The organism is Methylotuvimicrobium sp. KM2, assembly GCF_038051925.1.
Classification (GTDB): Bacteria; Pseudomonadota; Gammaproteobacteria; order Methylococcales; family Methylomonadaceae; genus Methylotuvimicrobium.
On sequence record NZ_CP150634.1, the window covers coordinates 3,229,142 to 3,255,894 of the forward strand.

22 protein-coding genes are annotated in these 26,753 nt (G+C 50.5%); 1 reads left to right on the top strand and 21 read right to left on the bottom strand.

Annotated elements, in window-relative coordinates; all coding sequences use genetic code 11:
* Positions 1–2: 2 nt before the first annotated feature.
* From WJM45_RS13490 to WJM45_RS13530, 9 genes are all read right to left on the bottom strand, one after another.
* Positions 3–299: an antibiotic biosynthesis monooxygenase gene (locus tag WJM45_RS13490; RefSeq protein ID WP_341325616.1), complete on the bottom strand. Its 297-nt coding sequence runs from the start codon at positions 297–299 to the stop codon at positions 3–5.
* A gap of 671 nt (positions 300–970) precedes the next feature.
* A complete protein-coding gene (locus tag WJM45_RS13495) occupies positions 971–3,445 on the bottom strand; it encodes a fused MFS/spermidine synthase (RefSeq protein WP_341325617.1) in 2,475 nt (824 codons plus the stop codon).
* Positions 3,446–3,462: 17 nt separating this feature from the next.
* On the bottom strand, positions 3,463–3,945 hold the full coding sequence (locus tag WJM45_RS13500; RefSeq protein ID WP_341325618.1) for a protein disulfide oxidoreductase: 483 nt from the start codon (positions 3,943–3,945) through the stop codon (positions 3,463–3,465).
* Between the two features lie 177 nt (positions 3,946–4,122).
* Complete coding sequence (locus WJM45_RS13505) at positions 4,123–4,872, bottom strand: SprT family zinc-dependent metalloprotease (RefSeq protein ID WP_341328943.1); 750 nt, start codon at positions 4,870–4,872, stop codon at positions 4,123–4,125.
* A 541-nt stretch (positions 4,873–5,413) separates the two neighbouring features.
* Positions 5,414–6,931, bottom strand: coding sequence for a cbb3-type cytochrome c oxidase subunit I (locus WJM45_RS13510; RefSeq protein WP_341325619.1), 1,518 nt, complete (start codon positions 6,929–6,931; stop codon positions 5,414–5,416).
* Positions 6,932–6,933: 2 nt separating this feature from the next.
* The gene (locus tag WJM45_RS13515) at positions 6,934–7,530 is read right to left on the bottom strand and encodes a cytochrome c (protein WP_341325620.1); all 597 of its coding nucleotides are present in this window, start codon (positions 7,528–7,530) and stop codon (positions 6,934–6,936) included.
* Positions 7,523–7,861 carry a hypothetical protein gene (locus WJM45_RS13520; protein WP_341325621.1) on the bottom strand — a complete coding sequence of 113 codons (339 nt, stop codon included), beginning with the start codon at positions 7,859–7,861 and terminating at the stop codon, positions 7,523–7,525. Before WJM45_RS13520 ends, WJM45_RS13515 begins: the two co-directional genes overlap by 8 nt.
* A gap of 480 nt (positions 7,862–8,341) precedes the next feature.
* Complete coding sequence (locus WJM45_RS13525; protein ID WP_341325622.1) at positions 8,342–9,328, bottom strand: FAD-binding oxidoreductase; 987 nt, start codon at positions 9,326–9,328, stop codon at positions 8,342–8,344.
* A 17-nt stretch (positions 9,329–9,345) separates the two neighbouring features.
* Positions 9,346–9,729 carry a group 1 truncated hemoglobin gene (locus WJM45_RS13530; RefSeq protein WP_341325623.1) on the bottom strand — a complete coding sequence of 128 codons (384 nt, stop codon included), beginning with the start codon at positions 9,727–9,729 and terminating at the stop codon, positions 9,346–9,348.
* 197 nt (positions 9,730–9,926) lie between these two features.
* On the opposite strand from WJM45_RS13530, the gene WJM45_RS13535 reads away from it, so the two are divergent.
* A complete protein-coding gene (locus tag WJM45_RS13535) occupies positions 9,927–10,562 on the top strand; it encodes an HTH domain-containing protein (RefSeq protein WP_341325624.1) in 636 nt (211 codons plus the stop codon).
* 786 nt (positions 10,563–11,348) lie between these two features.
* On the opposite strand, the gene WJM45_RS13540 is transcribed toward WJM45_RS13535, so the two are convergent.
* From WJM45_RS13540 to WJM45_RS13595, 12 genes are all read right to left on the bottom strand, one after another.
* Positions 11,349–12,971 (bottom strand): SulP family inorganic anion transporter, encoded by a 1,623-nt coding sequence (locus tag WJM45_RS13540; RefSeq protein ID WP_341325625.1) that lies wholly within the window; start codon positions 12,969–12,971, stop codon positions 11,349–11,351.
* 568 nt (positions 12,972–13,539) lie between these two features.
* Positions 13,540–14,715: a DUF3322 domain-containing protein gene (locus tag WJM45_RS13545; RefSeq protein WP_341325626.1), complete on the bottom strand. Its 1,176-nt coding sequence runs from the start codon at positions 14,713–14,715 to the stop codon at positions 13,540–13,542.
* The gene (locus WJM45_RS13550) at positions 14,712–15,497 is read right to left on the bottom strand and encodes a hypothetical protein (RefSeq protein ID WP_341325627.1); all 786 of its coding nucleotides are present in this window, start codon (positions 15,495–15,497) and stop codon (positions 14,712–14,714) included. The genes WJM45_RS13545 and WJM45_RS13550 overlap by 4 nt, the downstream gene beginning before the upstream one ends.
* A gap of 519 nt (positions 15,498–16,016) precedes the next feature.
* Positions 16,017–17,291, bottom strand: a complete 1,275-nt coding sequence (locus WJM45_RS13555) for a zinc-ribbon domain-containing protein (RefSeq protein ID WP_341325628.1) — start codon at positions 17,289–17,291, stop codon at positions 16,017–16,019.
* A 158-nt stretch (positions 17,292–17,449) separates the two neighbouring features.
* Positions 17,450–17,971: a type II secretion system protein GspG gene (locus tag WJM45_RS13560; RefSeq protein WP_341325629.1), complete on the bottom strand. Its 522-nt coding sequence runs from the start codon at positions 17,969–17,971 to the stop codon at positions 17,450–17,452.
* 177 nt (positions 17,972–18,148) lie between these two features.
* On the bottom strand, positions 18,149–18,988 hold the full coding sequence (locus WJM45_RS13565; protein WP_341325630.1) for a transposase: 840 nt from the start codon (positions 18,986–18,988) through the stop codon (positions 18,149–18,151).
* Between the two features lie 163 nt (positions 18,989–19,151).
* Positions 19,152–19,505, bottom strand: a complete 354-nt coding sequence (locus WJM45_RS13570; RefSeq protein ID WP_341325631.1) for a type II toxin-antitoxin system PemK/MazF family toxin — start codon at positions 19,503–19,505, stop codon at positions 19,152–19,154.
* Positions 19,505–19,762 (bottom strand): AbrB/MazE/SpoVT family DNA-binding domain-containing protein, encoded by a 258-nt coding sequence (locus WJM45_RS13575; RefSeq protein WP_341325632.1) that lies wholly within the window; start codon positions 19,760–19,762, stop codon positions 19,505–19,507. Before WJM45_RS13575 ends, WJM45_RS13570 begins: the two co-directional genes overlap by 1 nt.
* An 89-nt stretch (positions 19,763–19,851) precedes the next feature.
* Positions 19,852–20,424, bottom strand: coding sequence for a Uma2 family endonuclease (locus WJM45_RS13580; protein WP_341325633.1), 573 nt, complete (start codon positions 20,422–20,424; stop codon positions 19,852–19,854).
* Positions 20,425–21,019: 595 nt separating this feature from the next.
* A complete protein-coding gene (locus WJM45_RS13585; protein WP_341325634.1) occupies positions 21,020–24,373 on the bottom strand; it encodes an ATP-binding protein in 3,354 nt (1,117 codons plus the stop codon).
* Positions 24,366–25,142: a DUF4194 domain-containing protein gene (locus WJM45_RS13590; protein ID WP_341325635.1), complete on the bottom strand. Its 777-nt coding sequence runs from the start codon at positions 25,140–25,142 to the stop codon at positions 24,366–24,368. Before WJM45_RS13590 ends, WJM45_RS13585 begins: the two co-directional genes overlap by 8 nt.
* The gene (locus WJM45_RS13595) at positions 25,139–26,602 is read right to left on the bottom strand and encodes a DUF3375 domain-containing protein (RefSeq protein ID WP_341325636.1); all 1,464 of its coding nucleotides are present in this window, start codon (positions 26,600–26,602) and stop codon (positions 25,139–25,141) included. Before WJM45_RS13595 ends, WJM45_RS13590 begins: the two co-directional genes overlap by 4 nt.
* Positions 26,603–26,753 lie beyond the last annotated feature (151 nt).

The window sequence follows — 26,753 nt, forward strand, 5'->3', positions numbered from 1 at the left end:
GTTTACCCCTGCGGAAAAAGCCCTTCGTAACGAATCCCTTGCCGAGGCTCGGCCATCCAATCGGCGACCGTATCGCGCCAAGCCAAATAATGCGCGGTTTGTTTATGGGCTGCGGCATCTTCGGCAGAAACGTAGGCTTCGTATAAAACGAATTGTCCCGGATTTTCGGGCGATTGCAACACATCGAAGCGGCGATTGCCGGCTTCGCGAATCGACGCTTCATGATTGCGTTTCGTGGCGGCGACAAAATCGTCGATATGATCGGGCTTAACGTGAACATGAACCAAAGTGACGTGCATAAAAACTCCTTGATACGTTTTGAAGGGTGAAAGCTTTCAGTGAAAGCTGAATCGTATTTCTTACTCTGGTTCCCACGGTCCTCCGTGGGAACCCATACCTAGGCTGCCGAAGCAAAATCGATATGCATTCCCACACCGGAGCGTGGGAACGAGAAAATAGGTATTCACTCAATCGCTGTAGCGCCGTACGCTGCGCTTACTATGGCAACCCATACGCATCAAGCTAACACCGATCCCCGTCTATAAATCGCTACCGTTCGCTTTCGGCGAGTCTACACAGCGTAGCCCGGATGGAGCTTAGCGGAATCCGAGAAGCTCGAAGCCACGCCATTCCCGTATTCCGCTTCGCTGCATACGGGCTACGCGCTAATTTTACCTCGATACCGTTTGTTGTCACCTACTCTCCCGACTTCGAAATCGCGACGAAGGCGTCGCTCCCACAGAGGGTGGCTCGGAGTGCCCACAACACCCTGTGGGAGCGATCCCCAGATCGCGATCATAGAAGCCCGGAAGTTTAAGATAACTAACAGATGATATCGAAGCCGAAAGCGCCAAGACCTCGATAAAAGCCAGTGGCTGCCAAGCAGCAATGGGTTCGACATCGCAACGAAGGTATTGCTCCCACAATGAGCACTCCTCCGTGGAAACGAGAAAAACAAGCGAGTTTCTCGCTATTGTTCTTCTTCGCCAAGCAATTTCCGATAGTTCGCCATGGCTTGCTCGGCCTCTTTAAGCCGACCCTGATAGCGAAACCATTGCGCCTTTTGCAAGTTGAAACCGGCTTGCGGCCATTGCTTCGAAGGTTCCGACACATCGACTATATAATCCGAAACGCTAGGTTGTAGCGCCTCCATTAATTCAATCAACTCCGCGCCGACCAGCCACTCCTGCCGTCCGGTTTTAATCGAGCGTTGACTCACCGGCGCGGAAAATTCAATGATAGGCCTGTCGTCGGTATTCAGTCGCGCCTGTTCGAAACGACTGCTTATCGAAACCAAATCGCCGGCAAAATGCAACAGTAGTTTTTGATGACGCCCCGCAGACAATGCCGCAAGATCTTGGTTACTCTTGCTACCCAACAAACCCAAAACCGGCCTTAATGCGCCAAAATCGGCTCGCCACACTGTCGCGTAAGGAAACACTTCCAAAAACGTTTTGGCGATCACATCGAATTCGACTTGAGACAATTGATAAGCCGGCAGCCATTGCATGAACAAACCGTTTTCATTCAAGCGTTCGGAGACTGTCTTAAAATGATCGAGCGAATAAAGACTTCCGGTACCGGCTTCCCAGGGTACGAACAAATCGCCGATAATCACATCGTATTGTTCACGCGCGCCGCGCAAATAATTACGGCCGTCCTCATGCAAGACACGCACTCTCGGATCGTAAAACAAACCATTGGTGTAGTCGCCGAAATATTTATCCGATGCCGCGACGACATCTTTCAGCAATTCGGTTACGGTCAGATTCCGGATCGGGTGTTTCAACACGCCGCCCGCCGTGATGCCGGTACCCAGGCCCAACACATAAACCGAACGCGGCTCACGATGCAAGGCAACCGGCAACAAGCCGGTTAATTGCTCAAGCTCGAAAGAACCTGTTCCGCCCAAGGTATAATGATTGTTGACCTTGATTTTCAAATGTTCGCCGCGCCGGATGACCGCGACCGTGCCGGCGCTGCTTTCCCAAAATTCCAGCAGGCTTTCCTCTTCGTTGACCGGATCGACTTTAACCAGGGGCAACTTGCCGGTGTCGAATGCCGAAACCGCCAATAAAATGCCGATTGCCGGTAAATACAAACCTCCCCGCTTATTCCAGTCTGATCTAAAAAATTTCTGACTTTCGGAACGGTCAGGCTGTCGACAGTAGGAAGCCGTCTCCGTGGTCCGACTAAACCAATAAGCGGCCGTCAAAAAATACAGCACCGCAATCAATCGAATTCCGGTCCATAGCCCTATCCATTCCAATATCAAGAAACCGGCGATGATGGAACCGGCTATCGCGCCCAAGGTATTGATCCCGACCAATTGCCCGACCAGCGTTCCACCGCTTGGTCCATGATTTTGCGCCAAACGAATCGACAGCGGCAAAGCCATACCCAACAGCAGCAATGGCGGCCCCATGATAAACGCCGCCGGCGCCGAGATTTGCAGCAAATAAGCATACCAACCGACATCCGAACCGATATAGTGTAGCTCGTCAGTCCACGCCAAAAACACGAAAGGTCCGAGGTTAACCAAAAGACCGCCGGCAATCAGCGACCCGAACAACAGCTTTCCGGCATCGAAGCGAACGGCAATCAACCAGCGCGCCAGAAACCCCGACAAAGCTAGGCAAACCAGAAACACCGATAGAATCAACGCGAAGGTGTAGACTGAATTCTGCAATACCTGCGCGAACATCCTCCCCCACAATACTTGCAGGGCCAGCATCGAAAGCCCCGACATGAACGCAATGACGGCGAGCGGACGAAAAGCGATGCCGTCGGTTTCAATCGGCGCTCGGCTTTGCTCAGTGTGCGGTTTCGATAAGACATAAGCGCCCGCCGCGACCGTCAACGAAATCGCCATCGCCAATCCGTAACTGGCCTTGAAACCTAGCCAAATCGGCAAATAAAACCCTGCCAACAGCGCACCGGCCACCGCACCCAAGGTATTGACGCCGTATAACAAGGCCGTGTTATGACCTAAATCATTACGATTCGGCGCCGCGAAATGACTCAGTACCGGCAGCGTGCCGCCCATGAAAAAAGCCGGGGGAAACAATATCGTCAACGACAAGGCGAATTTGACGCCGGTGAACAATCCGGCATGATTGCCGCAGCAATCGAATACCCACGGATAGAGCCGGCCATAGGCCGCAAGCAATAGAAAATAACCTGCCGCGCAAACGGCAACCGCGACTTCGAGCCCGGCGTACAATTTTAGCGGCTCACGATAAGCAGCAACTTTCCGCCCCCAATAATGACTACCGGCGGCCAGTCCCAAAAAAAACGCGGCCAATGTCGTCGCCATGGCTTGACTGGTATTGCCGAACAACAAACCCAGTTCTTTCAGCCAAAGCACCTCGTAAATCAACGCCGCCATGCCGGTCAAGAAAAACAGCGCGGCGACAGACGCGAGCGGCGGACTTGATGACCTCATCTCGGAATCTTTCACGTTCAAAACCAAGCAGCCAGCCAAAGCCTAAAGCGCAAGCCCCATTCGGTACTGTAGCCGACCGACGTAAAAACGATCTCGCCTTCAGGATTTAAAATAAAAACCGACGGTACACCACGAATCCCGAAGCGATCACCGATCAAACCGCCTTCGTCGTTGATCGCAGGCCAATTTAATGCTTTCTTATGGAGATATTCCTTCACCTCATCCGCATCGCCCGATCTCAAAGCCACAGTCACGCCCGGAAAATCGTTCAATACCGCACTAACCGGCGCCTGCATCATCGCGCATATTCGGCACCATTCGGCCCAGAAATAAATCAAGCCGGGGCCGGCCGCGATTCGGTCGGAAACATGCTCGCCCTGAATTGTCGTTTGCGCTAATTCAGGCGGTTTTCCGGTCGCCAGCCCCCGGCTGTATAAAAACTGCCCGGCAAACAAAATGACGGCAATCGCGCCGTAAAACAAAAGTTTTTTGATCGTCATCGGTATTTATCCTGAATTCGGCAGTTTAACCATGAAGCACATGAAGTTCATGAAGGATTCCAAGAACTTACCAAATCCTTCTCGCTAACCTTTTTGGTGAGTGAAAGTTCTATACAAACGCGTAATAAGCTATTGAATTAACTTCCTATTCTTCATGGTGAAATGCTTTTTCTAGGTTTATAGCCCCATCATCAGCCGGCTGCCTTGCTCTTTAAGCCAATTCCGCCGCTGCCTGTAATCGGGTAAATGGTCGGCGACCAACTGCCAAAACGAGCTCGAATGATTTCTAACTTTAATATGACACAATTCATGCACGACGACATATTCGAATACCTCGGGTGGAGCCAGAATCAAGAGCCAATTGAGATGAATGTCGTTATGAATGCCGCAACTTCCCCAGCGGCTTTTTTGCGAGCGAATCGAGATCGACCGGGGCGACAACAAATGTCTGTGCTTATGTCTTTCGACATAATGTTCGGTCTTAAGCTTGGCATCGATCTTCATCCACCGAATCAAAGCATCCCGTATCGCCTCACTATGATCGCCCGAAGGCATGGCTTCCGGCACATGAGCAATGAAACGATCGAAAAATTCGAGTTTAACTCGCTTCAAACGAGTCGGCATGACGTTGAGCCGATAGCGCTCGCCCTGGTATGGAATATCGACGCCGTCTATGTAAAACTCCGGCGCCAAACTTTCCACCTGTTGGACGCGTGCTTCCAAGCGGTTCAGCGCTTGAATAACCCACTGCTGTTTTTGCTCAACGAAACGATGCAACGTTCGCTCGGAAATCCCGGCCGGCGCGACGACTTGCACCTTTCCGGGCGCCACCGTGATCCGCGCTTTAGTCGCCTTAGAACTACGGCGAATTTGATAAGTAAAAGGTAAGCTGGAAATTGTCTTGTCTCGGATTGGTTCAGTTAGCAGTTAGCAGTTAGCAGTTAGCAGTTAGCAGTTAGCAGTTAGCAGTTAGCAGTTAGCAGTTAGCAGTTAGCAGTTAGCAGTTAGCAGTTAGCAGTTAGCAGTTAGCAGTTAGCAGTTAGCAGTTAGCAGTTAGCAGCATGATGCGACATTTAAAGCACTTGTCAAGCCCTAATTTCCTCTTTCCTCTTTCCTCTTTCCTCTTTCCTCTTTCCTCTTTCCTCTTTATCTCGTCTTGCCATTGGAACTGAGCTTTTTGATCTAGATATACTTAGAATTTGGTCATATACCTTTCGCACTTCAAATTTCGGCAGTGCCGGAAAAGGCGCCTGGGTGCTCAGGCGCCGAATTTTGATCTACTCCCTTTATAGTCAAAAAATGGCTAACTTTATGAAGGTATGGGGTGTGGCTAGGGAGGATGTCGGCAGCAGGGATTGCTGCCGTCAAGCCCCCATGGAAGGGTTTACGGCGGTCCTCGATAGACACATCCCACACCTTTTATTCTTAGACGGTTTTTCGATCAAAAGGGAGTACGACGGGTATATTTTTAAACCTGTTGCGGCATTTCGGCCTTACGCTCCTCGCCTTTGCCGATCGTTAACAAGTCCCAAACCAACAAACCTAAGCCGCTTGCGGTGATCAACCCGAAAAACAAACGCCACGTCATCGCGCTTTGGAAGGCCGGATGAGACTGCGCCGCGAAATAACCGCCCCAAGTCGATCCTTCGACGGCACGCTCGACGAACGATTGTTCGTAACCGGCAATCAATAAGGCAATCGTCATCCCAAGGACGCCAATATTCAGTAGACCCAAGGCCCATTTCCAGCGCCAGGCATTCTTGATGCCTCCAGCCATCCAGACATCGCCTCGCCAATGCTGTATCGCCAAATAAAAGAATGCGATATTAATCGTCGCATAGGCGCCGAAGAAGGCCAAATGCCCGTGCGAAGCTGACCATTGCGTGCCGTGCGTGTACAAGTTGATCTGCGGCAACGTATGCATGAAGCCCCAAACGCCCGCGCCGAAGAAGTTACCGAAGGCCTGCGCAATGATCCAGGCCAAGGCCGGATGGTTGCCGGTCTTGAACGAATGCGCGCCGGCGTCGTATACGGCATGCACGACCATCGCGACCAACGGTATCGGTTCCAGCGCCGAGAAAAAACCGCCGATCGTGAGCCAATATTCCGGCGTGCCGATCCAAAAATAATGGTGTCCCAAACCCAGTATGCCGGAACCGAACATCAGCGCCACTTCGATATACAGCCAGGTTTCGACGATTTTGCGCCGGACGCCGAGCAGTTTCATCAAGGACCAGGCCATGATCACGCCAACCAAGACTTCCCATGTCGCTTCGACCCAAAGATGAATGACCCACCACCACCAATATTGTTCGTGCGTGATATTGGTCATGTAAAACATGCCGGCCACATACAAACCGGCCAATGCGACCAAGTCCAGCGTCAACACACCTGCGATTCCGGACCATTTGCCTTTGCTGAAGGTCGCGACGACGTTATAAAAGAACGTCAACACAACCGCGACGATGCCGATATCGGCCCAGCGCGGCGCTTCGATATATTCGCGGCCTTCGTTGATGAACCATAGGCTGGAGTCCTTGCCCGGCCCGATTTGCACGAATAGATAAACCAACACAACCAAGGCCACCGCACCGGTCAATATCCAAAACGCCCAAATGCCATATTTCAAGCCGACGATTTCGGTTCCGCTTTCATCCTCCAACAGCCAATAGATACAACCGAAGAACCCGAACAGCATCCAAACGACCATCGCATTGATGTGTACCATCCTATTAACGCTGAAATCCAAAAATTCGTAGAGAAATCCCGGAAAGATAAATTGCAGCGCGGCCAACAGTCCGAACAGAATCTGCGCACAAAACAAAATCACCGCGACGATGAAGTATTTAACCGCCAGTTGCCTGCCCGGACTTAAGGTACTACTATCCAGTTGCACCCAGTTCTGAAAATCCTGCCAATAACCGCGCGACCGGTCGACCAATACGCCCGCGTTTTCAATCACACCCGCTAATCCGCCCGATTTCATGATCAATCCTCCGCATACAATGTTTTGAAGTTATAAGGGAAACCATTCGTGTCGATACTCGACATCCATTTCAAAAAGGCCACGACGCCTCTAGCTTCGGCTTCGGTAATGCCCAAGTTCGGCATCTTGCGGCCTGTACCATAAGTACGAGCGTTCTTTTCCGGGTTCATTAAAAATTGAATCATCATGTCCTCGCGCATCTCGGGACTGATCCAGCCTTGATCCAACCAGGCTTTGGTCAAGTCCGGCGCGTAATAGGCGCCGTTACCGAGCAAGGTATGGCAGTTCATGCAATTTTTAGCCTGTGTGGTCTTTTTACCCAAATCGACTAACTCCCTGGCTTCTTCCTCGGTGAATTCCTTACCGAATAACAGCTCTTCTCCGCCTATAACCGGCATAAATTTATTCAATTCCTTATCGAATTGATAATCGATTTGTTTATTGATCACCTCATAGGCCGGGACCCTCTGCGTTCCTGCCGTAGTTTTTTTGAGTGAATCGAATGTTAAGACGACTAAAATTAAAAACGACCCGGCCGTTACCCAGATCGCGGTTTTTTTCCAGAATGACTCCGATGCCCACAGCGGTGTTTCATTCATTGCTCCTCCTCTTATTTATTGTTATTGCGGCCTCTTCATTATGATGCGTTTTAACACATAGATGCCAGATGCCTATCGGTGCAAAAAAATAGCCGATGATCATCAAAATAGTGACAATCAGCCAGTAACCCGAAAAATTGGCGGCACTCGACAATACGCCGACCGATATGACCAACACGGCGTAAGAAAAGTAAGCGGCAATTTTGATTCGGGAATTCGGATTCACTTTAGACCAAGCATAGAGCAGCGCATAGCTTGCACCGGCCAAAATGATCAAAGCGGATGAAAAAAACGTGATGAAAAAATCTTTTAAGGCAACGGGTTCGATCATGGGCTACTCAAGAATTTGCACAGCGAAATCCGGCTGGAATGAAATAACTTCGACAACTGTTAGAAGGGGTTCGGTGGCTCGATTGACAGGTGTCGGCGGCAGGGCAGATTTTTGCTCCTCGGCAATTGCTCCTGCATTGCCCTAATACACGCCATCCGTGGCGTAATGCAAAATCTGCATTCATGCCATCCATGGCAATCAGATTCCGCCGTCAAGCCTACATGGATGTATTCACCCAGCCCCTAAATTCCATAGCCCATCGGTCATGGTTAATAGTCTTACTAATTTAGGGGCTGGGTCCTGTCAAGCGAGCCACCGAACCTCCGCAAAGCCTACTACTTGTAGCAGTTATTTTGTGCATATTCCTTAGGAACGGGGTCTAAGGCTCAACGAGAGGCATCGAACCATTGACAAACGTAATAGAAAAAAACAAACCTCGAAATAGGTACGCGATGCGTACCGTACGAAAATCCGTATATATCAATCCAGTGTAGGCGATGCGACATGAAATGCGTCGGAATAAATATCTTGTAGCGAAGCGCCGTTTAAGTAGGCCATTCTTTTCGCATGATTTACCATGTCCGGATGGCCGCACAAATAGACGCGCCAGCCTTTCAAGTCGGGAATGTTTGCCATTGCAACATCGTTAGCGCGGCCTTGCGCGACGCCTTCCGGCGCTTCGCCTCTCGATACGCAAGGCGTATAGTGAAAGTTCTCGTATTGTTCAGCGAGTTCACGCATCTCGTCGATCCAATAGAGTCCATCCACTTCTCGACTGCCATGATACAAATGGATAGGGCCGCTATGCCCCTCCTCCAAGGCTTCATGGATTATCCCCGCCAATGGAGCCAAACCGCTACCGGTGCCGATCAACAAAAGACTTTGTTCCATTTTATCGGGCAAATAGTAACAAAGTCCCTGAGGGTCGGATACGGCAATGGTATCCCCGATATTCAATTCCTGATGCACCCATTCGCTGAACTTTCCGCCCGCCAATCGACGAATATGAAAAGACAGTTTTTCCGCATGTCTTCGGCTATTGGAGATCGAATAACTCCGAATCAAACCGTCCGTACGTTTTAAATTGACAAATTGCCCCGCATAATAATCCAGTGCGTCCTTGCACTGTATCGTCAATAAAACAGTCTCAGGATTGAGCAATTCCTTTTCGATAACCGTACCTTCGGTGAAGTATTCGGGTAGATGGCCCAGAGTAATCGACATGTCCTGTTCGGGATAGCATAAGCAAGCCAAAAAATGGTTTTGTTTACACAATACATCCTTCAAGCCCTTTTGCGCATGAGCGGGGGGTGGAACGTCCAAACTGCGCACCATACAGCTTTGGCAGGCGCCTTGTTTGCAACTAAAGGGAATATCGACATTGTCGCGCAATAAAGCTTCAAGAACTGTTTCACCCTCATGGCAAATAGTCTCATGCTCGTCCAATATGATTTTTTTCAGGGCCATCGTCAAAGCTTCCCTAATTATCTGCCTAAAACATCGTTGCGGGTACTTTCTGCAATCGAAGCGACTTGCTCGATTAGGTTATCAGGCACGTTCAATTCTTTCAATGTTCCACCTAAATGCTCCATAACGGCATCAAAATGCGAATCGTCCAGCCCCATTTTGACCAGTCTAGCATGTGCGTTGCGCATATCGGCACCGGTGTAATTATTTGGTCCGCCGAATGCCATCGTTAAAAACGCTTTTTGTTTCGCCGCCTGCTGCTCCATGTCGACATTATCGAAAAAACGATTGATTCGGTGATCCGCTAAGACTTTACGGTAAAAAATATCGACCGCCGCATTAACAGCTGCTTCTCCGCCAATTTGTTCAAATAATGATTGATTAGGTGTTGCTTCACTCATCGTTATCTTCCTTTGTTTATGTTTATATTTCTATCGCTGAGCACCAAAAGCTCAACAACAAGTTTAGTCTCGATACCATGCTTTTGCAATATCTATATTACAAAAGTTACATATTTGCCTTTCTATGCTATGCTTGCTATTTTAAAAGCCTAAAAAGTCTAGGCGCGATAACGATTATTCAAGGGGAGGAGGTTGATTTGACAAAAGGAATCGGTACGCGACGCGAGCAAATATTGAAATTACTGCTCGAATCACGATTAGGCCTGGGTATCGATGAGATTGCCGAGCAGCTGGATATTTCCAGAAATGCGGTTCAACAACATCTATCCAGCCTTGAACAAGAACAGTTGATCAAAAAAGACATATTCAAAAGTACCGGCGGGCGGCCCTCCCGAAATTATGTCCTGACCGAGCGCGGCATCAATTATTTTCCGAAACAATATTCTTGGTTTGGTAATCTAGTGTTATCGGAACTCAAGTCCGAAATGTCTGAAGAAGCCTTTAGACAGTTTATGTGGCGACTCGGTGTAAAGCTTGCCAATACTCTGGCCGCTCAATTCAGCGACAAAAAGCTCGAAGAGAAAATCGTGGCGCTAATTAATACCATGCAAAGCTTGGGTTATCATGCATCGCTCGACACCAACACCGGTCAGCCTGTCATTAAAGCATCCAATTGCGTCTACCACGACTTGGCTCAACAATTTTCGGATCTTTGCGATTTCGATCATGCCTTGATTTCAACATTGCTCGATCGACCGATTGAACAAACCGCCTGCATGGCTCGCGGAGATTGCTCATGTAAATTTTTAATCAAATCCGAAACGTCCGGATGATGGAGTTTGTTAAATCGAAAGACGTATTTCTTCTATAAAGAACTGAAATATACCTTTCGCACTTCAAATTTCGGCAGTGCCAGAGGATCCGATTAAGGCTTTGCCGGCATGGAGCTGACATAGAGCCTACATGGACGTATTCACCCAGCACCTAAATAAGCCATGATTTTGAATCATTGCCAAAGACCTATGGAATTCATCCAGCACCTAAATTAGTCATGATATTAAACATAGCCAATCGGCTATGGAATTTAGGTGCTGGATTTAGGTGCTGGGTTCACGGCGTCCTTTAGCGGACACCCAGGCACCGAATTTTGATCTACGACGGGTATGTTTCCCGCAGAGGCGCAGCGTTTCTAATTTTCTAGTTTGTTAAACCCGATAAACCCAATGACTTGTGAAAGCCTAAAAGTATTTGTAATCTTTATACTCTCAGCGCCTTTTGCCCATACGCATCAAGCTAAAAACGGCCACACCACGTCTACTCTTTCCAAAGTTGCTATTAAAGCACGTAGCCCGTATGCAGCGAAGCGGAATACGGGAATGGCGTGGCTCCGAGCTTCCCGGGTTGCGCTACGCTCCATCCGGGCTACGCTGTTTAGACTCGCCGAAAGCGGTTGGTAGCGATTTAGCAGCAGGGATGTCTGTGCTTAGGATTTGGTCGTAAACAACTTTCCTATCTTAGGGAGTTTTCTTGCTTTTCACAACCGCGGCAAAGAAATCCAATAGCAACATACCGACAATCAATTTGAAACCGAAGTTAGGGCCAAAAGCCTAGTTCGACCCTCAATAATCTTTTTGCATAATTCTCATAGAATCGAGCTCATGAAGGCTTTGTAGTTGCGCAACCGGCGCCAGCGCTTCATGTAGACTCGTAAAAAGAATTCGCTCATTAAAACTCGAACTCTTTGCATTGAGTAATTGATCGCGCAGAGCTGACTTAACCAGAACTCTAACCTGCATCGAACGCCCCTGCAGATAGCGCACCACTTCATCCAACATCACGATAGCACTCAGATCCATCAAATCTACGCGCCGGCAGTCGAGTATCACCTCCTCGGTATCCATGATGCTGTCGACCGCCTCGATTCGGTCCAACATCTGACTGGTCGAACCGAAAAACAACGGTCCCTTGATCGACATAATTCTAACACCCTCCCCTGGTTTTTCTGTCAAATGATAGTCATGATTGGTCTCGAAACTAATGTCGGCCTGCTGCGCTAAACGCCAAGTCAACATCCCCATGGCCAAAATCACGCCGACCGTCACGCCAATGACCAAATCGACTAACACGGTCAGTAGCAACACACAAAACATGATCAGCAATTCCGAACGAGTCGAGCTCGACGCCAATTTGAACATTCTATAATCGATGATATTAAAACCGACCTTAATCAAGATACCGGCAAGCACCGGTAACGGAATTTGACTGGCCAGCGGCGACAGTTCGAGCAATAACAATAATAGGAATAAAGCATGCATCACAGAGCTTAGCCGCGTTTGCCCACCGGCCTTGACATTGACCACTGTGCGCATCGTCGCTCCCGCACCCGGCAAGCCGCCGATAAAAGCACACAAAATGTTACCCAACCCTTGCGCAATCAACTCTCGATTGGGCTTATGATGCGTGTGCGTAATCGAATCGGTGACTAATGAAGTCAACAAGCTATCGATACTCCCCAACAAAGCCAAGGTCAACCCTAACATAAATACCGAGGACCAATGTTCCAGACTAAAAGACGGGAAATGCAACTTAGGTAACCCGGCCGGGATATCGCCGATCACGGCGGTTTCAAGGCCTGCAAAGACGGCCAGCTGGGTTCCAATAAAAAGCGCCAACAACGGCGAAGGAATGAAGCGGCTGATTTTAATCGGCGTCAAAAAAACAATGGCCAAGGTCAACGAACCCAAAAACATCGAATCGAACTGGACCGATTCGAAGACTGACGGTAAATTAAACAAGGCCGATAGTGTCGAGGAATACGTTGTACCGCCTAAAAGCGGCGCCATCTGCAGAATGATAATGATCATGCCTACGCCGCTCATGAAGCCGGAAATCACCGGATAAGGAATAAACCGCACCAAGCCGCCCAACCGAATCAAACCGAACAAAATTTGTAACAAGCCGCCAATCAAAACAACGGCCAACGCCAACTGGAAATTCCCTCCGAAAGTCGTCAAAGCCGAAGCAAAAACGACCGTCATCGGCCCAGTAGGTCCACTCACCTGTAATTGCGTACCGCCAAAAACGGCGGCAACCAAACCTAACGCAATCGCACCATAAAGACCGGCCAATGCACCAGCACCGGATGCGACACCAAATGCCAGCGCCAACGGCAATGCAACGACACCCGCAGTCAACCCGCCGAATATATCGCCTTTCAGCATCGCAAAGGAATAGTTTTTCATAAAGCCCAACACCAAAAAAATTAACCCTTAAAACTCAAGCAATAAATAATCCAACTCGGGCTTCACAAATCTACTCCTGATTAGCAAGTTTCTTTAGCGAAAAACGGCCAAACCACATCACGCTCTTTCCCAAGCTCCGGCTCTCATCGTTATACATAAATTGTAGGGTACGCTGCGCGTACCAAAGTCGTGCCCTGGCGGCTCGGTTGGCACATGAACATTGCGGGGCTACCATGGTACGCACAGCGCACCCTACGCGGATCGCCTAGCCGCGAGTGTTAAGCAGCGTAGCCCGGATGGAGCACAGCGCAATCCGGGAAATTCGAAGCCTCGCCATTCCCGTATTCCGCTACGCTACATACGGGCTACCTAATTTAACAGCAGTTCAAGAAACTGGAGCGAGGGAAAGAGCGGATGCCGGTTGACCGTTTTTTTCTTGATACGTAAGGGAATAACCGTGCCTCACAACCCAAAGCACTTTCAGTTTCCGGGCTGATGAAAGCTTCTTCTTGATCGTTGAGTTTTAAATGCGTCTTCTAGGATAAAAAGGTGCCATCGCGGGTCATAATCAATGCCAGTTCCGCAAACACGCCCGAATATAATCCGGCGCCAAGCGCTCTTGTTCCAGCCGCGTTTTTTCGTAATGCCGACTTTGCAAGCGTTCAAACAATTGTTGTTCCGGTTCGGTCAGATATTCCGGCAGCCTAGTCTGGTGGCTCTCCTCATCGACCATGCGGTTTCGATGCTCGAGCACGGTAATATCATCCATCATCAACGCCTGCAAATGCGGTTGACGCCGACGCGCGTCGCTCAAAATCGTCAGGCCCCAGCTATCGATATCGCCCCAGTAAGCGATACTTTTCTGCTTGAGCCACTCGGTATCCATCCAGGCAGTATTCCTGCCGCCGCCGAATACCGCAATGGTGTCGTCCAGTTCCGGCAACGCATAACCGCTTTGCTTGTTCTCGACGACCAGAATACGATTGGCAGGCAAAACATAGCTTTGCAGCGTCCGCGTATCCATTTGCAAAACCGGCAAACCGGCTAATCGATCGCGGCTTTGCCGACACAACGGACGCACCAGCAGCCAGCCGCTCGGATTGGCGATACAATTCAACCAACGCAACAAGCCGCCTCGTTCGGTCACCGCGCCCTCATACAGCCGGTCCGCCAAGGCTTCGATCAGTCCATAATAATTTTCAACGAACTTGGTGTCGACGCCCTTCAGCGGCAAGGCGCGCAAATAAGCGCCCTGCCCCATGCCCCGATGCAATTGCGGCAGCAATTGCGCCAATAGCGCGCTATCGTCCGGCGCCATACTTTCCAGTACGGACAGTTGTTTGATTAAAACGGTAGACAAGCGAGCATCGATATTCAACAGCGGACGCATTAACTGCTCCCAGCGCTGTTTTCTAGCTTCGGCTTTCGAACCCAGAACGGCTATCAACGCCGGCATCGAATCGATTTGCACGGCAACGGGCAGTGCTTGCTCGCCCAGTTGCAGGAATTTTTTAGTTTGCCAGTTCACTTGACTTGGATTAGGCCAGCGCCTCCAGCTTTCGACAAAGCACCGGAAATGCTCGAGATCGGCCAAGGCCTGAGCACCGGTCGGCGCTTTGAGCGCTATTCGGATAGGAAAAGGACGGTCGCCGCTTAAACGGCTGCGCAGATTTTCAATATTCAGCCACTCGCGTGTTCGTAATTGCGCCAGCACATCTTCCGGCAACAGTCCCCATCGGCTCATTGATTACGGTTTGCTTGCTTGACTTGTCGGTAGATATCATCGAGCCTGGGCGTTTCCAAACCGGCCTCCTTCGCATAATGCAGGGCACGCTCCAAGCGAAATCGAGCGCTACGGCCGAGGCAATTTCTGCCGGGGCAATCCTCGATGCCTTCGATCATGCCGGCAATCAACTTTTCTGCAGGAAGTTCTTGGCCGCTTAGCCATTCCATAATACCGATCGCTTCCAATGCGACTTCCCGGACGAGTTCGCGATGCCTCGCCCATAGCTCTCCGACCGTACCGCCGCAAGACAAGCCGCAGATATTGACCGTCATGATATAAAGCGATTTGCGCAGAAGTTGGTATACCAATTGAGATTCATCTTTCAGTAAACGCGTAGGAATATCGATTGCCTCCAAAGCGTTTATCAGCAGATCGGCATGCGGGCCATACACCGGTGTATAGAGAATATTGGTCAACGCTACCCCCGGTTTCTTTTCAAACCAGACCACGGCAACGGTCGGATTATCGATGCCGTGCTGCCGCCAATGGCGAGGCAACAATTCGTTTTGCACGAGTCCGACTCTACCGCGCCAGGACTCGGGAAGGTCCTTCAATATCCCGTCCAGCTCGCTTTCTTGCACCGTAATCAAAACGAGTTCCGGTGTCGGTATTTGACGGGCCGCGTCAGGGATAGCTATTTGTCGGGTGATCGGATAAACCGGATGTCCGCAACGTAAAAAACCGCGCGCGAATTCGCCGCCTAACTCCCCGATGCCGATCAATACAATAGGTGCTTTCATAGTATTAACAAAACTTCCAGACAAGCCGGCGATGTTAAACAATTAACCATCACAACTCAAGCGCCCCGCCTTAAACAATTTGCATCCAACAAGTGACTAAAAATGCTTGAAGCACGATTCCGAAAGCCGCAAACTCCTTTTCGTTCTGGAACAAAAAAATCCATATGTCAATTACAAGGCCTGACCCCATCTTTCGTGACCCCATCTTTCGTGACCCCATCTTTCGTGACCCCATCTTTCGTGACCCCATCTTTCCGCACGACGGCCTTCCCTATACAGGCACGAGGTCGGCAACCGCATTAAGTTTACGAGGCTACATCTAGGTTCACTTGCGTTACGGCCTGCATCTTTGCCGTTTAGGAACTCACGACCCTTGATTGCTCAAACGCCGCTCCTGCGTACTACCAAGGCGTATGGACAACTCCTTGGACGGGACTTTAACCCGCTAGTTAAATTACTGTTACTGCGAACGCCTGACCCTTAATTTCTCTAACCTCTAATTTCTCACGTTGTTAGATTTCATTCTTTGTACTCTAGGACATCCTTTGCAAAATCCGTCGGCATATTGCATTGCAAAAGCGCCTTTTTCAGTATATCCAAGCCAACATATACCGATGCAGGTCGAACTCCTGATGAATAATACTCATTCGTGTATGTGTAAGCACCGTCCTTGACCGTTTCCTTGACGAATATTGCGCCCGGCGACTCCGAATAGTCTCGCTTGTATTGCCATGCCCCTTTTTCGCTTGGGGAAACTTCGTTCGGTAACGTATCGAGCACAGCCTCTATCAAGTCAAACTGAAGATGAGGACACAAACGACAGTTGTGCAGGTTTGTTTCAATTTCATGCCTAATCCGGTTCTTGTCAAATTCGAATACGACAGTCTTCGATAAAACGCCTGACTTCCTGAACGATCCGTATCCAAACCAGTCACCCCAATCACTCCACTCCATTCTTGCTTGTTTGCAGCCCCAGATATTTAAGCGCTTTTCATCAATACCGAAGCAATACTCATTCGGACGATATGCTGAATTGCGGTTACTCGCACACCAGGAAAACCCAAAAACATCGTTCCACTGAGTTTCCTTACCATCTAGGTAGACTTTTCTGTTACGTAATCCTTTTAGGTGTTCTACTAAATCTAGAGCATCCGCAATTTCACTCTTTGGCCATGCGCCTAAAAACCAACGCTTTTTTCCCTTAACGCATTCTTTGCTGATTGGCGCTTTCATAGATGATTGCACCGCCAATGCAAATCCTGCTCCTGTTGATTCTGCGAACTCTATAGCCACGCCGGATTCCGGAATTTCGTATGACACAGCAACGGGTTGCGTTGACAGCGACGTCTCAACGCTTTGCCCGCATTCAGGGCAGAATTTTGCAGACACACTTATTCTTGCGTTACATTTCGTGCACGTAACGTCCTGCGATGCATTAGAAATTGTTCGTTTCGCATCTTTGATTATTAGGGTCAATTGATCTTGACTTATTTTTACTTGCTTAGCGAAGTTAATCACATACTGCTTTTCGTCACCTTCGATGGCTCCATCAATTAGGGCAATATAGATTATGTGCTCAAGGTTCTTAATTTGGTCTGACCAAGACCCAACCACCCGGGGAATAAACGCATCGCTTTCGGCGTTTTTATAAGCCCTGTTCAGTTCTGTCTTTCGTGCGCCAATAGCCTTTTGAACAAGTTCGATAGCTTCCGTTTCTTGTCGAGTGATCTTCCCGTCAGCGCGTGCCAAGCCGATAACGTTAGCCAGATAATCAACTTGCTGTTCATTGCTCAAAATCTTTTTCGTCCCCAATGCGAATTAATGGACCCGGTACGCTTGCCACAAGACCTAACGATTTTCTCAGGCGCGCCGCGCGCCGGAAGCATGAAAAAAACACGTAAGCTTTCCGGCATCGCCTGGAGCTAGTGGTTAGGTTCTGTTAAAGTAATTTCTCAATACGACTTGATAGATAAAACAATATTACTAGAACCGCCGTTATTTTCATAAACAAAATCATCAATTGATTCGGCTATCAATTTGCTAATATATGGGCCATTCCAATGATTATAACCATATGGTTTATTTACTAGAGCGACTAAACCTTCCTCAGTGGACGGATAACGCCCAGTGTCTAACCGGAATAAATCTAATGCGGCTTGTAAATCTTCTTTTTGAACTTGTTTGGCTTGTAATTCAGTTTCATCAATTTTTGTTCGTATGTTTTTATTAATGCCCCCTAATACCTTTAGAGACATTAGAATTTTATTCACTTCAACTGCTGTTTCTGTGTCGGGATATGAAGAGATTATTTCTTTATAAACTTCAATTGCTTTGTCATTATTGCCTTGTTGCTGCAAAGTCATGCTTTCATTATAAAGCTTTCTAGCTGATGATTCTGAATCTGTACAGCCTTGAGTAACTAGTAATGAGAGAATCAATAACAATTGTAATATTTGATGTTGATGTTTTGACATTTAAATTCCTTTCAAAATTTACATTAGATAGCGGTGACGGCATAGAGAAACCTAACATGGAGGTCACCGGAGCTGCGCGGCTTTATCGCGCAGCAGAAAATCGGGGTCAAAGGAAAATCGCAAAGAAAATCGGGGTCAAAGAAAATCGGGGTCAGGCCTTACATTTGACTTTTACTCTCACTTTTCCACCTGTTTCACTGCGCGGCTTACTGTAGCATAGCTCACACCAAAATATTCGCCCACTTGAGCCAGCGTATAATGACCGCTTAAATAGGCATGCGCCATGCTTTCATTGCGAGTTTTATAACGTTCGGCATAATACGCCAACGGTTTTATCGGTGCCTGTTTTTGCTTTTTGGGGATATCCTTCAGCGATTGCTCGGGATCGAGTTTGCTTTGCATGTCCTTGATGAATTCATCATCGCCTAAATAGATCTGGTTCTTTAAGCATTGCCACGGTGACGGCTGCCTCTTGCCGGCTTTTACAAATTCGCGGTATCGCAGCTGCGCTTCATTTTTTGTGCCGGCAAATCCCGCAAGTATCCAATCCGTGGTTAAACAGGCATGAGCTTCATCATAACCGGCCGTTGCTCGATAACTGCTCCAACGCCATTGTTTGATAGCCCTCACCATTTGAGCCCTTACCGGATTCAACACGATATAACGGGCCAGTTCTAGCAGGTAGGCGTCTTTTTGTACCAATATCGCTTTGAATCGGCCTTGATATACATGACCGACGCGGTGATGCCGACGATTAAAAGCTTGCGTATAAGTGCCGTTAAGATATTTCATTCCCTTGGATAATGTCGGTGCGCCGGTTTCAATCAACAAGTGGTAATGATTGTCCATTAAACAATACGAATGGCAATACCAATCGTAACGATTAACGGCATTTTGTAACAATGCCAAAAACTGCTCCCGATCAGCATCGTCACGATAGATGTTTTCCTGAGCGTTGCCGCGAGCGGTCACATGGTACAGCGCTCCTGCAAATTCAATGCGTAAAGGCCTGGCCATTCTCGTATCCTGTCAATTTAAATTAAGCCTAAAAATAGAACAACAAGGCCTGGATGTCAAATTAAAGACCTGACCCTAATTTTTTCTAATTTTTTTATTTTTTTGAACAAAAATTACGCTGAGTAGTTACTCGAATCTGTCCTATGTTTGATGATCCGACAGCCTAGTCTTCAAAAAATGTCTCGGCTCCAATCAACGGAATCAAACGTATCAATGCCTCTTCCATGACGCCTACTTCTGCGGTTGTGATGAACTTGGCCTTTATATCCTTCCAAGACATTGTCTGAATCAAGCTGGCGGCAACGACCGACGGCTCGTCAAGGTTGCGGACAGGGACTTCCGTGATCCCGCCCCGAATACTCGTACTGATGGGACAACAAATCACTAATCCGCTGCTCTTGTTATATTCCAGGCTGGACAAGACCAAAGCAGACCGATATTTACCAATTTCTTTTCCCTTGACCGGTTCAAAATCCAGCCAGATAATATCGTTTCTCTTCGGGACATAGGCGGCCATCACTCACCCAATTCAGCGGAGGTGATGTTTGCCAACTCATCGGCATGGGCAAGGTAAGGATTCATCCCATTCAAAAGCTCCTGCTCGCTGAACTTTAGGCGCTCGCTCGTCTTCTTCTTTACGGGTTCGATGATAATTCGATTGCCCTCGGTTTGGACCTCAATTTCAGCTCCCTCCTCAAGATTTAACTGACGAATAATTCCAGCAGGAATGATGTTACCCAGGCTGTTACCTATTTTTCTGATGTGCGTGCGCATGACCCATCCTGTACTAACTTTGTTACCACGGGCATTGTTATCCGAATTGGCAAGAGTGTCAACTGATATCATTTAAAGGGGCAGAGCCCTTAAGGGCAGTCTTGCGGCAGCCAAAGATCGCCCAAGTTCATACTGATCGCATCGAACGGTGGCGCATTGACGATATCGTCATTCTGCCAAGTGCGCTCCAACAGCCAATGTCCGTCGAGAAGACGATAGACCTCTAATATCCGAAGATCGGGGTCGACCAGCCACAACCATTGTACCGACTCCGCTGCATAAATCGGCATTTTGACAACTCGGTCAGTGCGTGCGGTACCGGGTGAAATCACTTCACAAACCCAGTCGGGCGCGAGACTGAAATAAGCCTCATCAGGAAAACGCGGCATCCGCTCTTTACGCCAACCGGCGAGATTGGGTACCAAAATATGGGGCCCCAAATGCAGCTCCGGTTCATCCAAAATCCACCAGCCGCCCGGCCCGCCTTTGCCTTGATCGAAAGGCCCCATCACTTCACCGCCGATAATCGAGGCGGATCGGGCGTGTTTAGGTGCCGGACGAGGCTGGGTAATCAATTGTCCATGCAGAATTTCGCCGATGACATGCTCGGGCAAATCGAACAAGTCTTCATAAACGGCTAAACGATAGGCGGGTTGGTTCATAAACGGTTACCGGGAAGAAGATTAGGCTCGGGTTTTGAATTCATATCTCGACAGACATGCCCAATTATTGTTGACTGTTCTTCTGACAAATGCAAGATAGGCTTAATGCGCTACTAACGCAAAGGACACCGAAATCGTCATCCCGGCAAGCATTGCCGGGATCCGGAACACAAGGACGTGATGACCCTCGCCATTCATGATCTCTAGTCCCCGGCAGCCAGCCAGTAGGCTACGCATCGTGCACCCTTCGCCTCCATACGCATCAAGCTAAATCGCAATCAAACCTGCGCTCAAACAAAGCGATGGGTTTCCGCTTCGCTGCTACCCATCCTACGGCGCTGTTTCCCAAGCTCCAGTTACTGTGAAAGTTCGTAGATTGAGACTACTTATCTAATTTTTCGACATGCAAAAGCTCAGCAACAAAAATGCCGGTTCCGAATAGGGTGCGGTTGCTCGACCGGCAGGCGTCGGCGGCAGGGATAGCCGCCGTCGAGCTTACATGGACGTATTCACGGCGTCCTGTCGGGCGAGTGACCGCACCCTCCGCCACCAGAGAACTTTCATTTGCTGGGCGATGGACTGGCTTTCATGAACGTTAGGATGCCAATACCACGTCGAATGCTTCGGCTTGTTGCCGCAAACGCTCGTCGATCTCTTGCCAGGTCACTTCGCACAGGCTGCTTTCATGCACAGCGCCGTCGCGTTCGGCAATCAACAGCGAGCTGGCCGACTCGCGCGCCAAATTAAGATTCTTGTAGGGCGTGATCAAATTGACATGAATGTGGAGTTCCTTGAAGATGCGTAGCACCCGGCGGCTGACCGCTTCGGCCGTATTCGAAAAGGCCTCATCGAGAAATACGGTGCTGTAAACAGGCCGATCGCTGCCGTCCGGCGTCAATACATAGGCCAAGCTCGCCGCGACGATGGTGCCTGCAAACGATTCTTTCTCGCCGCCGGATTTACCGCTGGACGACATCAATACATCGCGAATCTCGCCGTCTTCCGCGCCGATTTCTTCGGCATAAAACGACAACTGATGACGCGGATCGAGCAAACGCAGGCTTTCCTGCGTATTGGCCGTGGCCGGATTGCTGGCCTTGTCCAGAATGGCGATGACCTGCTGCAAGCCGGCGAAACGCGCTTCGTGATCGTCGCTGGTCAATTGTTCCATGACTTTGCTCAACAAGCGATTGAAATGCTGCACATGCTCGTATTGCTCGTTTTTCATGCCCAATTGCAAATAACTTCCGGCCCGGAATTCGGTCCGCTCCAGCACCCGGTTTATCGTTTGGATGCGCTCGTCGATATCTTCCCGCTCCGATTCGATTCGTGTGCGTATCCCCGCCAGCGATTGCGTCGCGTGTCGGTTAAGGCGTTCGCGAAATTTTTCCACGAGAGCCGGCAAGCCTTCTTGCTCCAACTGAACTAAATGCGTCAGATAATCCTGCAGACTCAACAGATCCCCGCCCCAATCCGCGGCGATGACTTCCCATTTCGCGCGAAAATTGGTCATGATGCCGATCGCCGACCGGCTTGCCCGGTCTTTGCGGCCGCGAACGACGCCGCGTTGCTGTTCCATATCCCGGCGATAGCGTTCCTCGATTTTCGCGGCTTCTTCCAGTTGCGTATCCTTGAGCGCGCCTATTTTTTTCAGCAATGCCGCGCGCAAAACGTCGGCCACGCCGGTTTCGGCCAGCTTTAAGGCTTGCTGTCTGTTTTTTTCGGCGTTTTCATGGTCCTTGCCGATTGCGCTCACGCGCCCGATTTGACTTTCCTTTTGTTTTTGTAAATCCTGCAATGCCGCTTTCGAAGCTTCCCAACGCGCCTTCGCGGCGGCCAGGTCGCCTCCGGCCCGTTCCAATTGTTCGATATCGTTTTTATGACCCTCGATACGGTTTTGCCAAAACGGCACATCGATGTCGACCCAGCGGAATTTGCTGAGTTCTTCCCATTGCCGGTCGCGCAGGTCGACCGCGTCCATTGTCTCGCGTGCCTTGCCAACTAACGCCTCGAACTCGATGATATCCTGTTTCAAGCGTTCGACATCCTGACGCAACAGAGCCAGTCGGCTTTTGTTGGAAAATCCCAATTGCCAGGCGCGGCGGTCGTCGATGCGCTGCTGATCTTTTTTCTCGAAGCGCCCGCGATCCATATGCATTAAACCTTGCCGCGTCATCGAAAAAGGCGTCCGGTCGAGCCGTTCGGTGTTTTCGACGCAATGCAGATCGAAACGCGCCAGGTGCCGTTTCAGCCAGTCGCGGTAGGGATGATCGCGCCAGACCAGTTTGCGCAAATAACCATCGGCTTTAAAATCCGGCGCCTGATTGAGCTCGCGAACGACCTGCACGCGCACATGCAAGCCGGTGTGACGCTGATTCAACCAGCGCGTGACCAACGGAAAATCGCTTTCCGGCACCACCAGCGTCGTGCGGAACCCGCCTAACGCACGCTCTATCGCACCCTGCCAAGCGCGCTCGTCTTCGCGCACGTCCAGTAATTCGCCGATGAACATCAGCTTGCCGCGATCCAAGCCTAGCGCTTCGGCCATTTCATCGCGCAGGATTTGAAACTTGGCGTCGATATTGGAATCGGGGCGCGCCTCGATTTCGCCGATTTCGTCCTGCAAGTGCCGTTGCTGTTCCTGGGCATTGCTCAGTTTGGCGGCCTGAGCGGCGAAATCGTTCTGGACTTGCGTTTTTTCGTTGGCGATGGCTTCTCGGGCCTGTTGCGCCTGACGCTGATTGTCTTGAAAAACCGCCTCTTCGAGCCTACCGTCCAATTGCAATTCACCGGCGACTCGTTGGTAACGCGCAGCCTTGAGATTGACCTCGGCCAGTTTGGCTTCGGCGGCCTGCAAGTCTTTCTTGATGAATTCGATACGCTCGCCGCCGGCCTGCAGATAATCGGCATGGCATTGCTCGGAACGCTCCGCGGCTTCGTTCACTTGAATTTCCAGCCGTTCGAGATGCCCCTTGGCCTGCTGCAGCGCCGAAGCGATGGTTTCGATGCGCAACTGCCATAGCCCGGCGCATTGTTCGCCGAACCAAGCCGATAGGCCGTCCAATTCGGCATCCAGCTTTTGCAAATCCTGTTCGGCGCGCTGCAAGTCTTCGGTCACGCCGGGCAAATCCGCCAAGGCATCGCGCTGCTGACGGGCGTCGAGTAACTGATTGTGAATGCCGACCAGATCGGCGAATTCGTCGACCGCTTTACGCGCATCGTCGCGCACATTGCTGGGTTCGAGCACCAGATCGCGGATCAATGAAGTCAGATCGTCGATTTTCTTCAGGCCCAAAGCCCTCGCCAATAGCGCCGGCGCATTCGGGTTATCCATATGCAACAAGCGCCGGTAGCGTTCCTGATATTCGGAAAAACGGTCGTCGCAAGCGGTGATCATGGGATCCTGACGTAAAAACTGTTTCAACGCGCGCGGATCGCCGTCGCCGAAGGCATCGAGCAATTCTTTCAAGGTCACATTGCGGCGCGCGACTAGATAGACCCGCTTTAGGTCGCCCAGGGCATTACCGGCATGCGACATCCAAAACAAGGCCGCGAGCGTTATTTGCGAACCGTCGTCGGCCTGATAAAAAGCCCGAAGTCCGGTCACGACCGCGCCTTCGCGCTTACTCAATATTCGGGTTCGTCCGCCGTCGTGAGCGCTGCCGAAACTGCCGCGAATATAGCTCATCAAGCTTCGGTCGCTACGATCGCCCTGAGCCGCCGCGACATTGAACGTCGCCTTGCCGGCCGGCAGCAACAAGGCCATCAAGCCGTCCACCAAAGTCGACTTTCCGGCGCCGTTATCGCCGGTGATCAAGGTGCCGTCCGGATCGATACGGGCCGTATGCAATCCGTGGAACGAGCCCCAGTTGTAGACCGACAATTCTCGCAGCCGGATCGAACCGCAGGCAAACAAATCGCGGACTTGCGCGCTAGGCACATCAGTCATCGGATGCCTCCTGTTCCATACTCAGCCCGGCCCCGGCCGCCAGTTTCAGGTATTCCTCCAGCATTTGCTCGAGAAAGGCCGCATTGACCACATAACGGATCACCGGCGTAATATCAAAACGCTCTTCATCGCCGCGCACCGCCGCCAAAATTTTCCGGTCTTTCATGTTTTTCAAGGCGCCGCTCAACTGCCGCCGGTCGCTACGGCTGCTGTTGGTCAGCGGCAAAAACGGCCGCAAGGCAACATCGATGCGGTCGATATCGATAATGACGCGCTGTTCGCCGGCGTTTTGCCGCTCTTGGTAATGCTTGCGCAATACCAATAGCAATAAGGTGTCGTACAGAGTCAAGGTTCTCCGGACGATCAAACTGCTGACTTCGTCGTCCTCATCGAGATCTTCCGCTTCTTGCTGCAACAGGATAGCCAACCCCGCTTGTTCGTCCAGTAACAGGCGCAGATACATATCGGCCAGATGCGCTTCGATTGGCGCGCGGTAGCGGCATAAGGACTCGAACTGCAGCCGTTTGCCGTCGGCCATGATCACGCCGTGGCGCAGCAATCCGACCAGCGCACGGCGCGCCTCCGGCGGCAATCGACCGGAATGGTTTTCGGTCTCGCCGCCGGTTTCGGACGTTTCGTCGAGAACGAAGGACTCCTCCGATTGCTGCGCGCTTGAAAACTCAGCCGGCTCGATTCGGCCGCGCAGCATATCGAACAAATCGGGTTGCTCGGCAGACTGACCCCTAAGCGATTTATCGAAAAGACTCACAAAATCAACTCCTCAAGTTGTTCGGGAAATTGCTCGGCGCTGAGCAAATAATGCGGAATATCGGCTTTGAGACGCTGCCCGTTTCTGTCCTTGATCTCAACGGTTTCCCTGCCCTGCAATTCGGTCGCGCCGACCGCGCGCGCGACCCTGAGAAATGCGATCAACTCTTCCAAACCGGCCTGAATCGGCTGGCGTGCGACCAGACCGGCGATACTGAGCGGAATTCGGCTGACCCGCAAGGTATTGCGTAATTTTTCCGCGACAGCCAACACCTGTACCGCATGTAATTGCCGCAGCATCGTATCGCTGGGCGTGCCGGTATTGACGTGCTCTTGGACATCGCGCGTGTCGAGCTGTTCCTCGGGCATTTTCAGAGACCAACTGTCCGGGGATTGTATTTTGACATGGCCGCTGTCGAGTCTGAGATTTGTTTCGTGGCGCATGGAAATATCGGCTTCCTTAAACCCGACCGCCAAGCGTTCCAATTTGCCGAGCAATCGGTCCACGGCACGCATTTCACCGGCCGCGCCGCTTTCGACGAACTGCCGCAGATTTTCCTCGGTACGGCGGCGCACCTGGAATACCCTACCGCTTTCGCGGCTCAATTCGCGCATGAGTTTGCCGAGAAAGCGGGCCTGTTGCTCGCTGAGATTATTTGCGGCCGGGCGGCTCAAAATCGCTTTCAATTGTTCGCGCAATTCGGTACTGCGATTCTGATCGCACAACAAATGAAAGAAACCATCGAAAGCCCGGCCTGCATCGCTCGCGGCCAACAATTGCTCCTGCTCCAATAGATTCAGAATCACGTCGCCGCGACTGCCGCCGGATTCGATCATTTGCACGCGCAGAGTTTGGTCGATTTGCCGAATCTCGTCTTCGACACGGCGAAAATCGCCGGTCAATACCGCCGCCAATTGATAAATCTCGATAATCCGTTCGCGCTGTTCGGCATCCGATAGCTCATGCACGATACCGGCCTCCAGGTCAGCCAATTCCCGCTGAATTTCGGCCTTGCGCGATTCCAGCAATTGTATGCGCTCGGTCGGGTCGGGACTGATCGCGGCCGATAGATCCCGTACCGCATCCTGGACGATCCGCAAATGCGACGCGGTGGCGTTGGTCTCGCGCTGATCCAATTGCCGGCAGAAACGCAGCGCCACCTCGCAGGCATCGGTTTTGCTCAATTGATCGTCCAGTTCGCGCAGCCAACCGGCTTGAATCCATTGCCGCAAATAGGTCGAGGCATTGACTTCGAATTCGATGATGCCTTGTTCGCGCCAATGCTCCAACTCGGTATCGAGCGCCATCTTGGCACGGCCGAACGCAATTTCGTCGGCATCTTCGAACAAATCGGCGACAAAGGCCAGTATCAACGGCGCATTGTCCGAGCGCAACAAACGCCAGGCGGCATGCTCCTTGTGCAATCGGCGAAATCGGGCGTTTAGTTCGTGGAAACTCATGAATCGGTTTTAAGGCGCGGAATAAAGATTAACTGCGGATTATATCGTGTATCGACGCAATAAATCGCCTTGATAATGACAATCTCAGCAATTCCCAATTGGAGATCAAAAAGGGTGTGGGGTATGCTTGGCGAGGATGTCGGCAGCAGGG

What these genes read in the sequence shown, in the direction of transcription:
- WJM45_RS13525 (WP_341325622.1), bottom strand. Translation starts at nt 9,328, where the DNA reads ATGGCCCTGAAAAAAATCATATTGGACGAGCATGAGACTATTTGCCAT.
- WJM45_RS13495 (WP_341325617.1), bottom strand. Translation starts at nt 3,445, where the DNA reads ATGAGGTCATCAAGTCCGCCGCTCGCGTCTGTCGCCGCGCTGTTTTTC.
- WJM45_RS13575 (WP_341325632.1), bottom strand. Translation starts at nt 19,762, where the DNA reads ATGCGCACGCACATCAGAAAAATAGGTAACAGCCTGGGTAACATCATT.
- WJM45_RS13580 (WP_341325633.1), bottom strand. Translation starts at nt 20,424, where the DNA reads ATGAACCAACCCGCCTATCGTTTAGCCGTTTATGAAGACTTGTTCGAT.
- WJM45_RS13585 (WP_341325634.1), bottom strand. Translation starts at nt 24,373, where the DNA reads ATGACTGATGTGCCTAGCGCGCAAGTCCGCGATTTGTTTGCCTGCGGT.
- WJM45_RS13540 (WP_341325625.1), bottom strand. Translation starts at nt 12,971, where the DNA reads ATGAAAAACTATTCCTTTGCGATGCTGAAAGGCGATATATTCGGCGGG.
- WJM45_RS13510 (WP_341325619.1), bottom strand. Translation starts at nt 6,931, where the DNA reads ATGAAATCGGGCGGATTAGCGGGTGTGATTGAAAACGCGGGCGTATTG.
- WJM45_RS13490 (WP_341325616.1), bottom strand. Translation starts at nt 299, where the DNA reads ATGCACGTCACTTTGGTTCATGTTCACGTTAAGCCCGATCATATCGAC.
- WJM45_RS13515 (WP_341325620.1), bottom strand. Translation starts at nt 7,530, where the DNA reads ATGAATGAAACACCGCTGTGGGCATCGGAGTCATTCTGGAAAAAAACC.
- WJM45_RS13545 (WP_341325626.1), bottom strand. Translation starts at nt 14,715, where the DNA reads ATGAGCCGATGGGGACTGTTGCCGGAAGATGTGCTGGCGCAATTACGA.
- WJM45_RS13560 (WP_341325629.1), bottom strand. Translation starts at nt 17,971, where the DNA reads ATGTCAAAACATCAACATCAAATATTACAATTGTTATTGATTCTCTCA.
- WJM45_RS13565 (WP_341325630.1), bottom strand. Translation starts at nt 18,988, where the DNA reads ATGGCCAGGCCTTTACGCATTGAATTTGCAGGAGCGCTGTACCATGTG.
- WJM45_RS13530 (WP_341325623.1), bottom strand. Translation starts at nt 9,729, where the DNA reads ATGAGTGAAGCAACACCTAATCAATCATTATTTGAACAAATTGGCGGA.
- WJM45_RS13570 (WP_341325631.1), bottom strand. Translation starts at nt 19,505, where the DNA reads ATGGCCGCCTATGTCCCGAAGAGAAACGATATTATCTGGCTGGATTTT.
- WJM45_RS13520 (WP_341325621.1), bottom strand. Translation starts at nt 7,861, where the DNA reads ATGATCGAACCCGTTGCCTTAAAAGATTTTTTCATCACGTTTTTTTCA.
- WJM45_RS13550 (WP_341325627.1), bottom strand. Translation starts at nt 15,497, where the DNA reads ATGAAAGCACCTATTGTATTGATCGGCATCGGGGAGTTAGGCGGCGAA.
- WJM45_RS13500 (WP_341325618.1), bottom strand. Translation starts at nt 3,945, where the DNA reads ATGACGATCAAAAAACTTTTGTTTTACGGCGCGATTGCCGTCATTTTG.
- WJM45_RS13595 (WP_341325636.1), bottom strand. Translation starts at nt 26,602, where the DNA reads ATGAGTTTCCACGAACTAAACGCCCGATTTCGCCGATTGCACAAGGAG.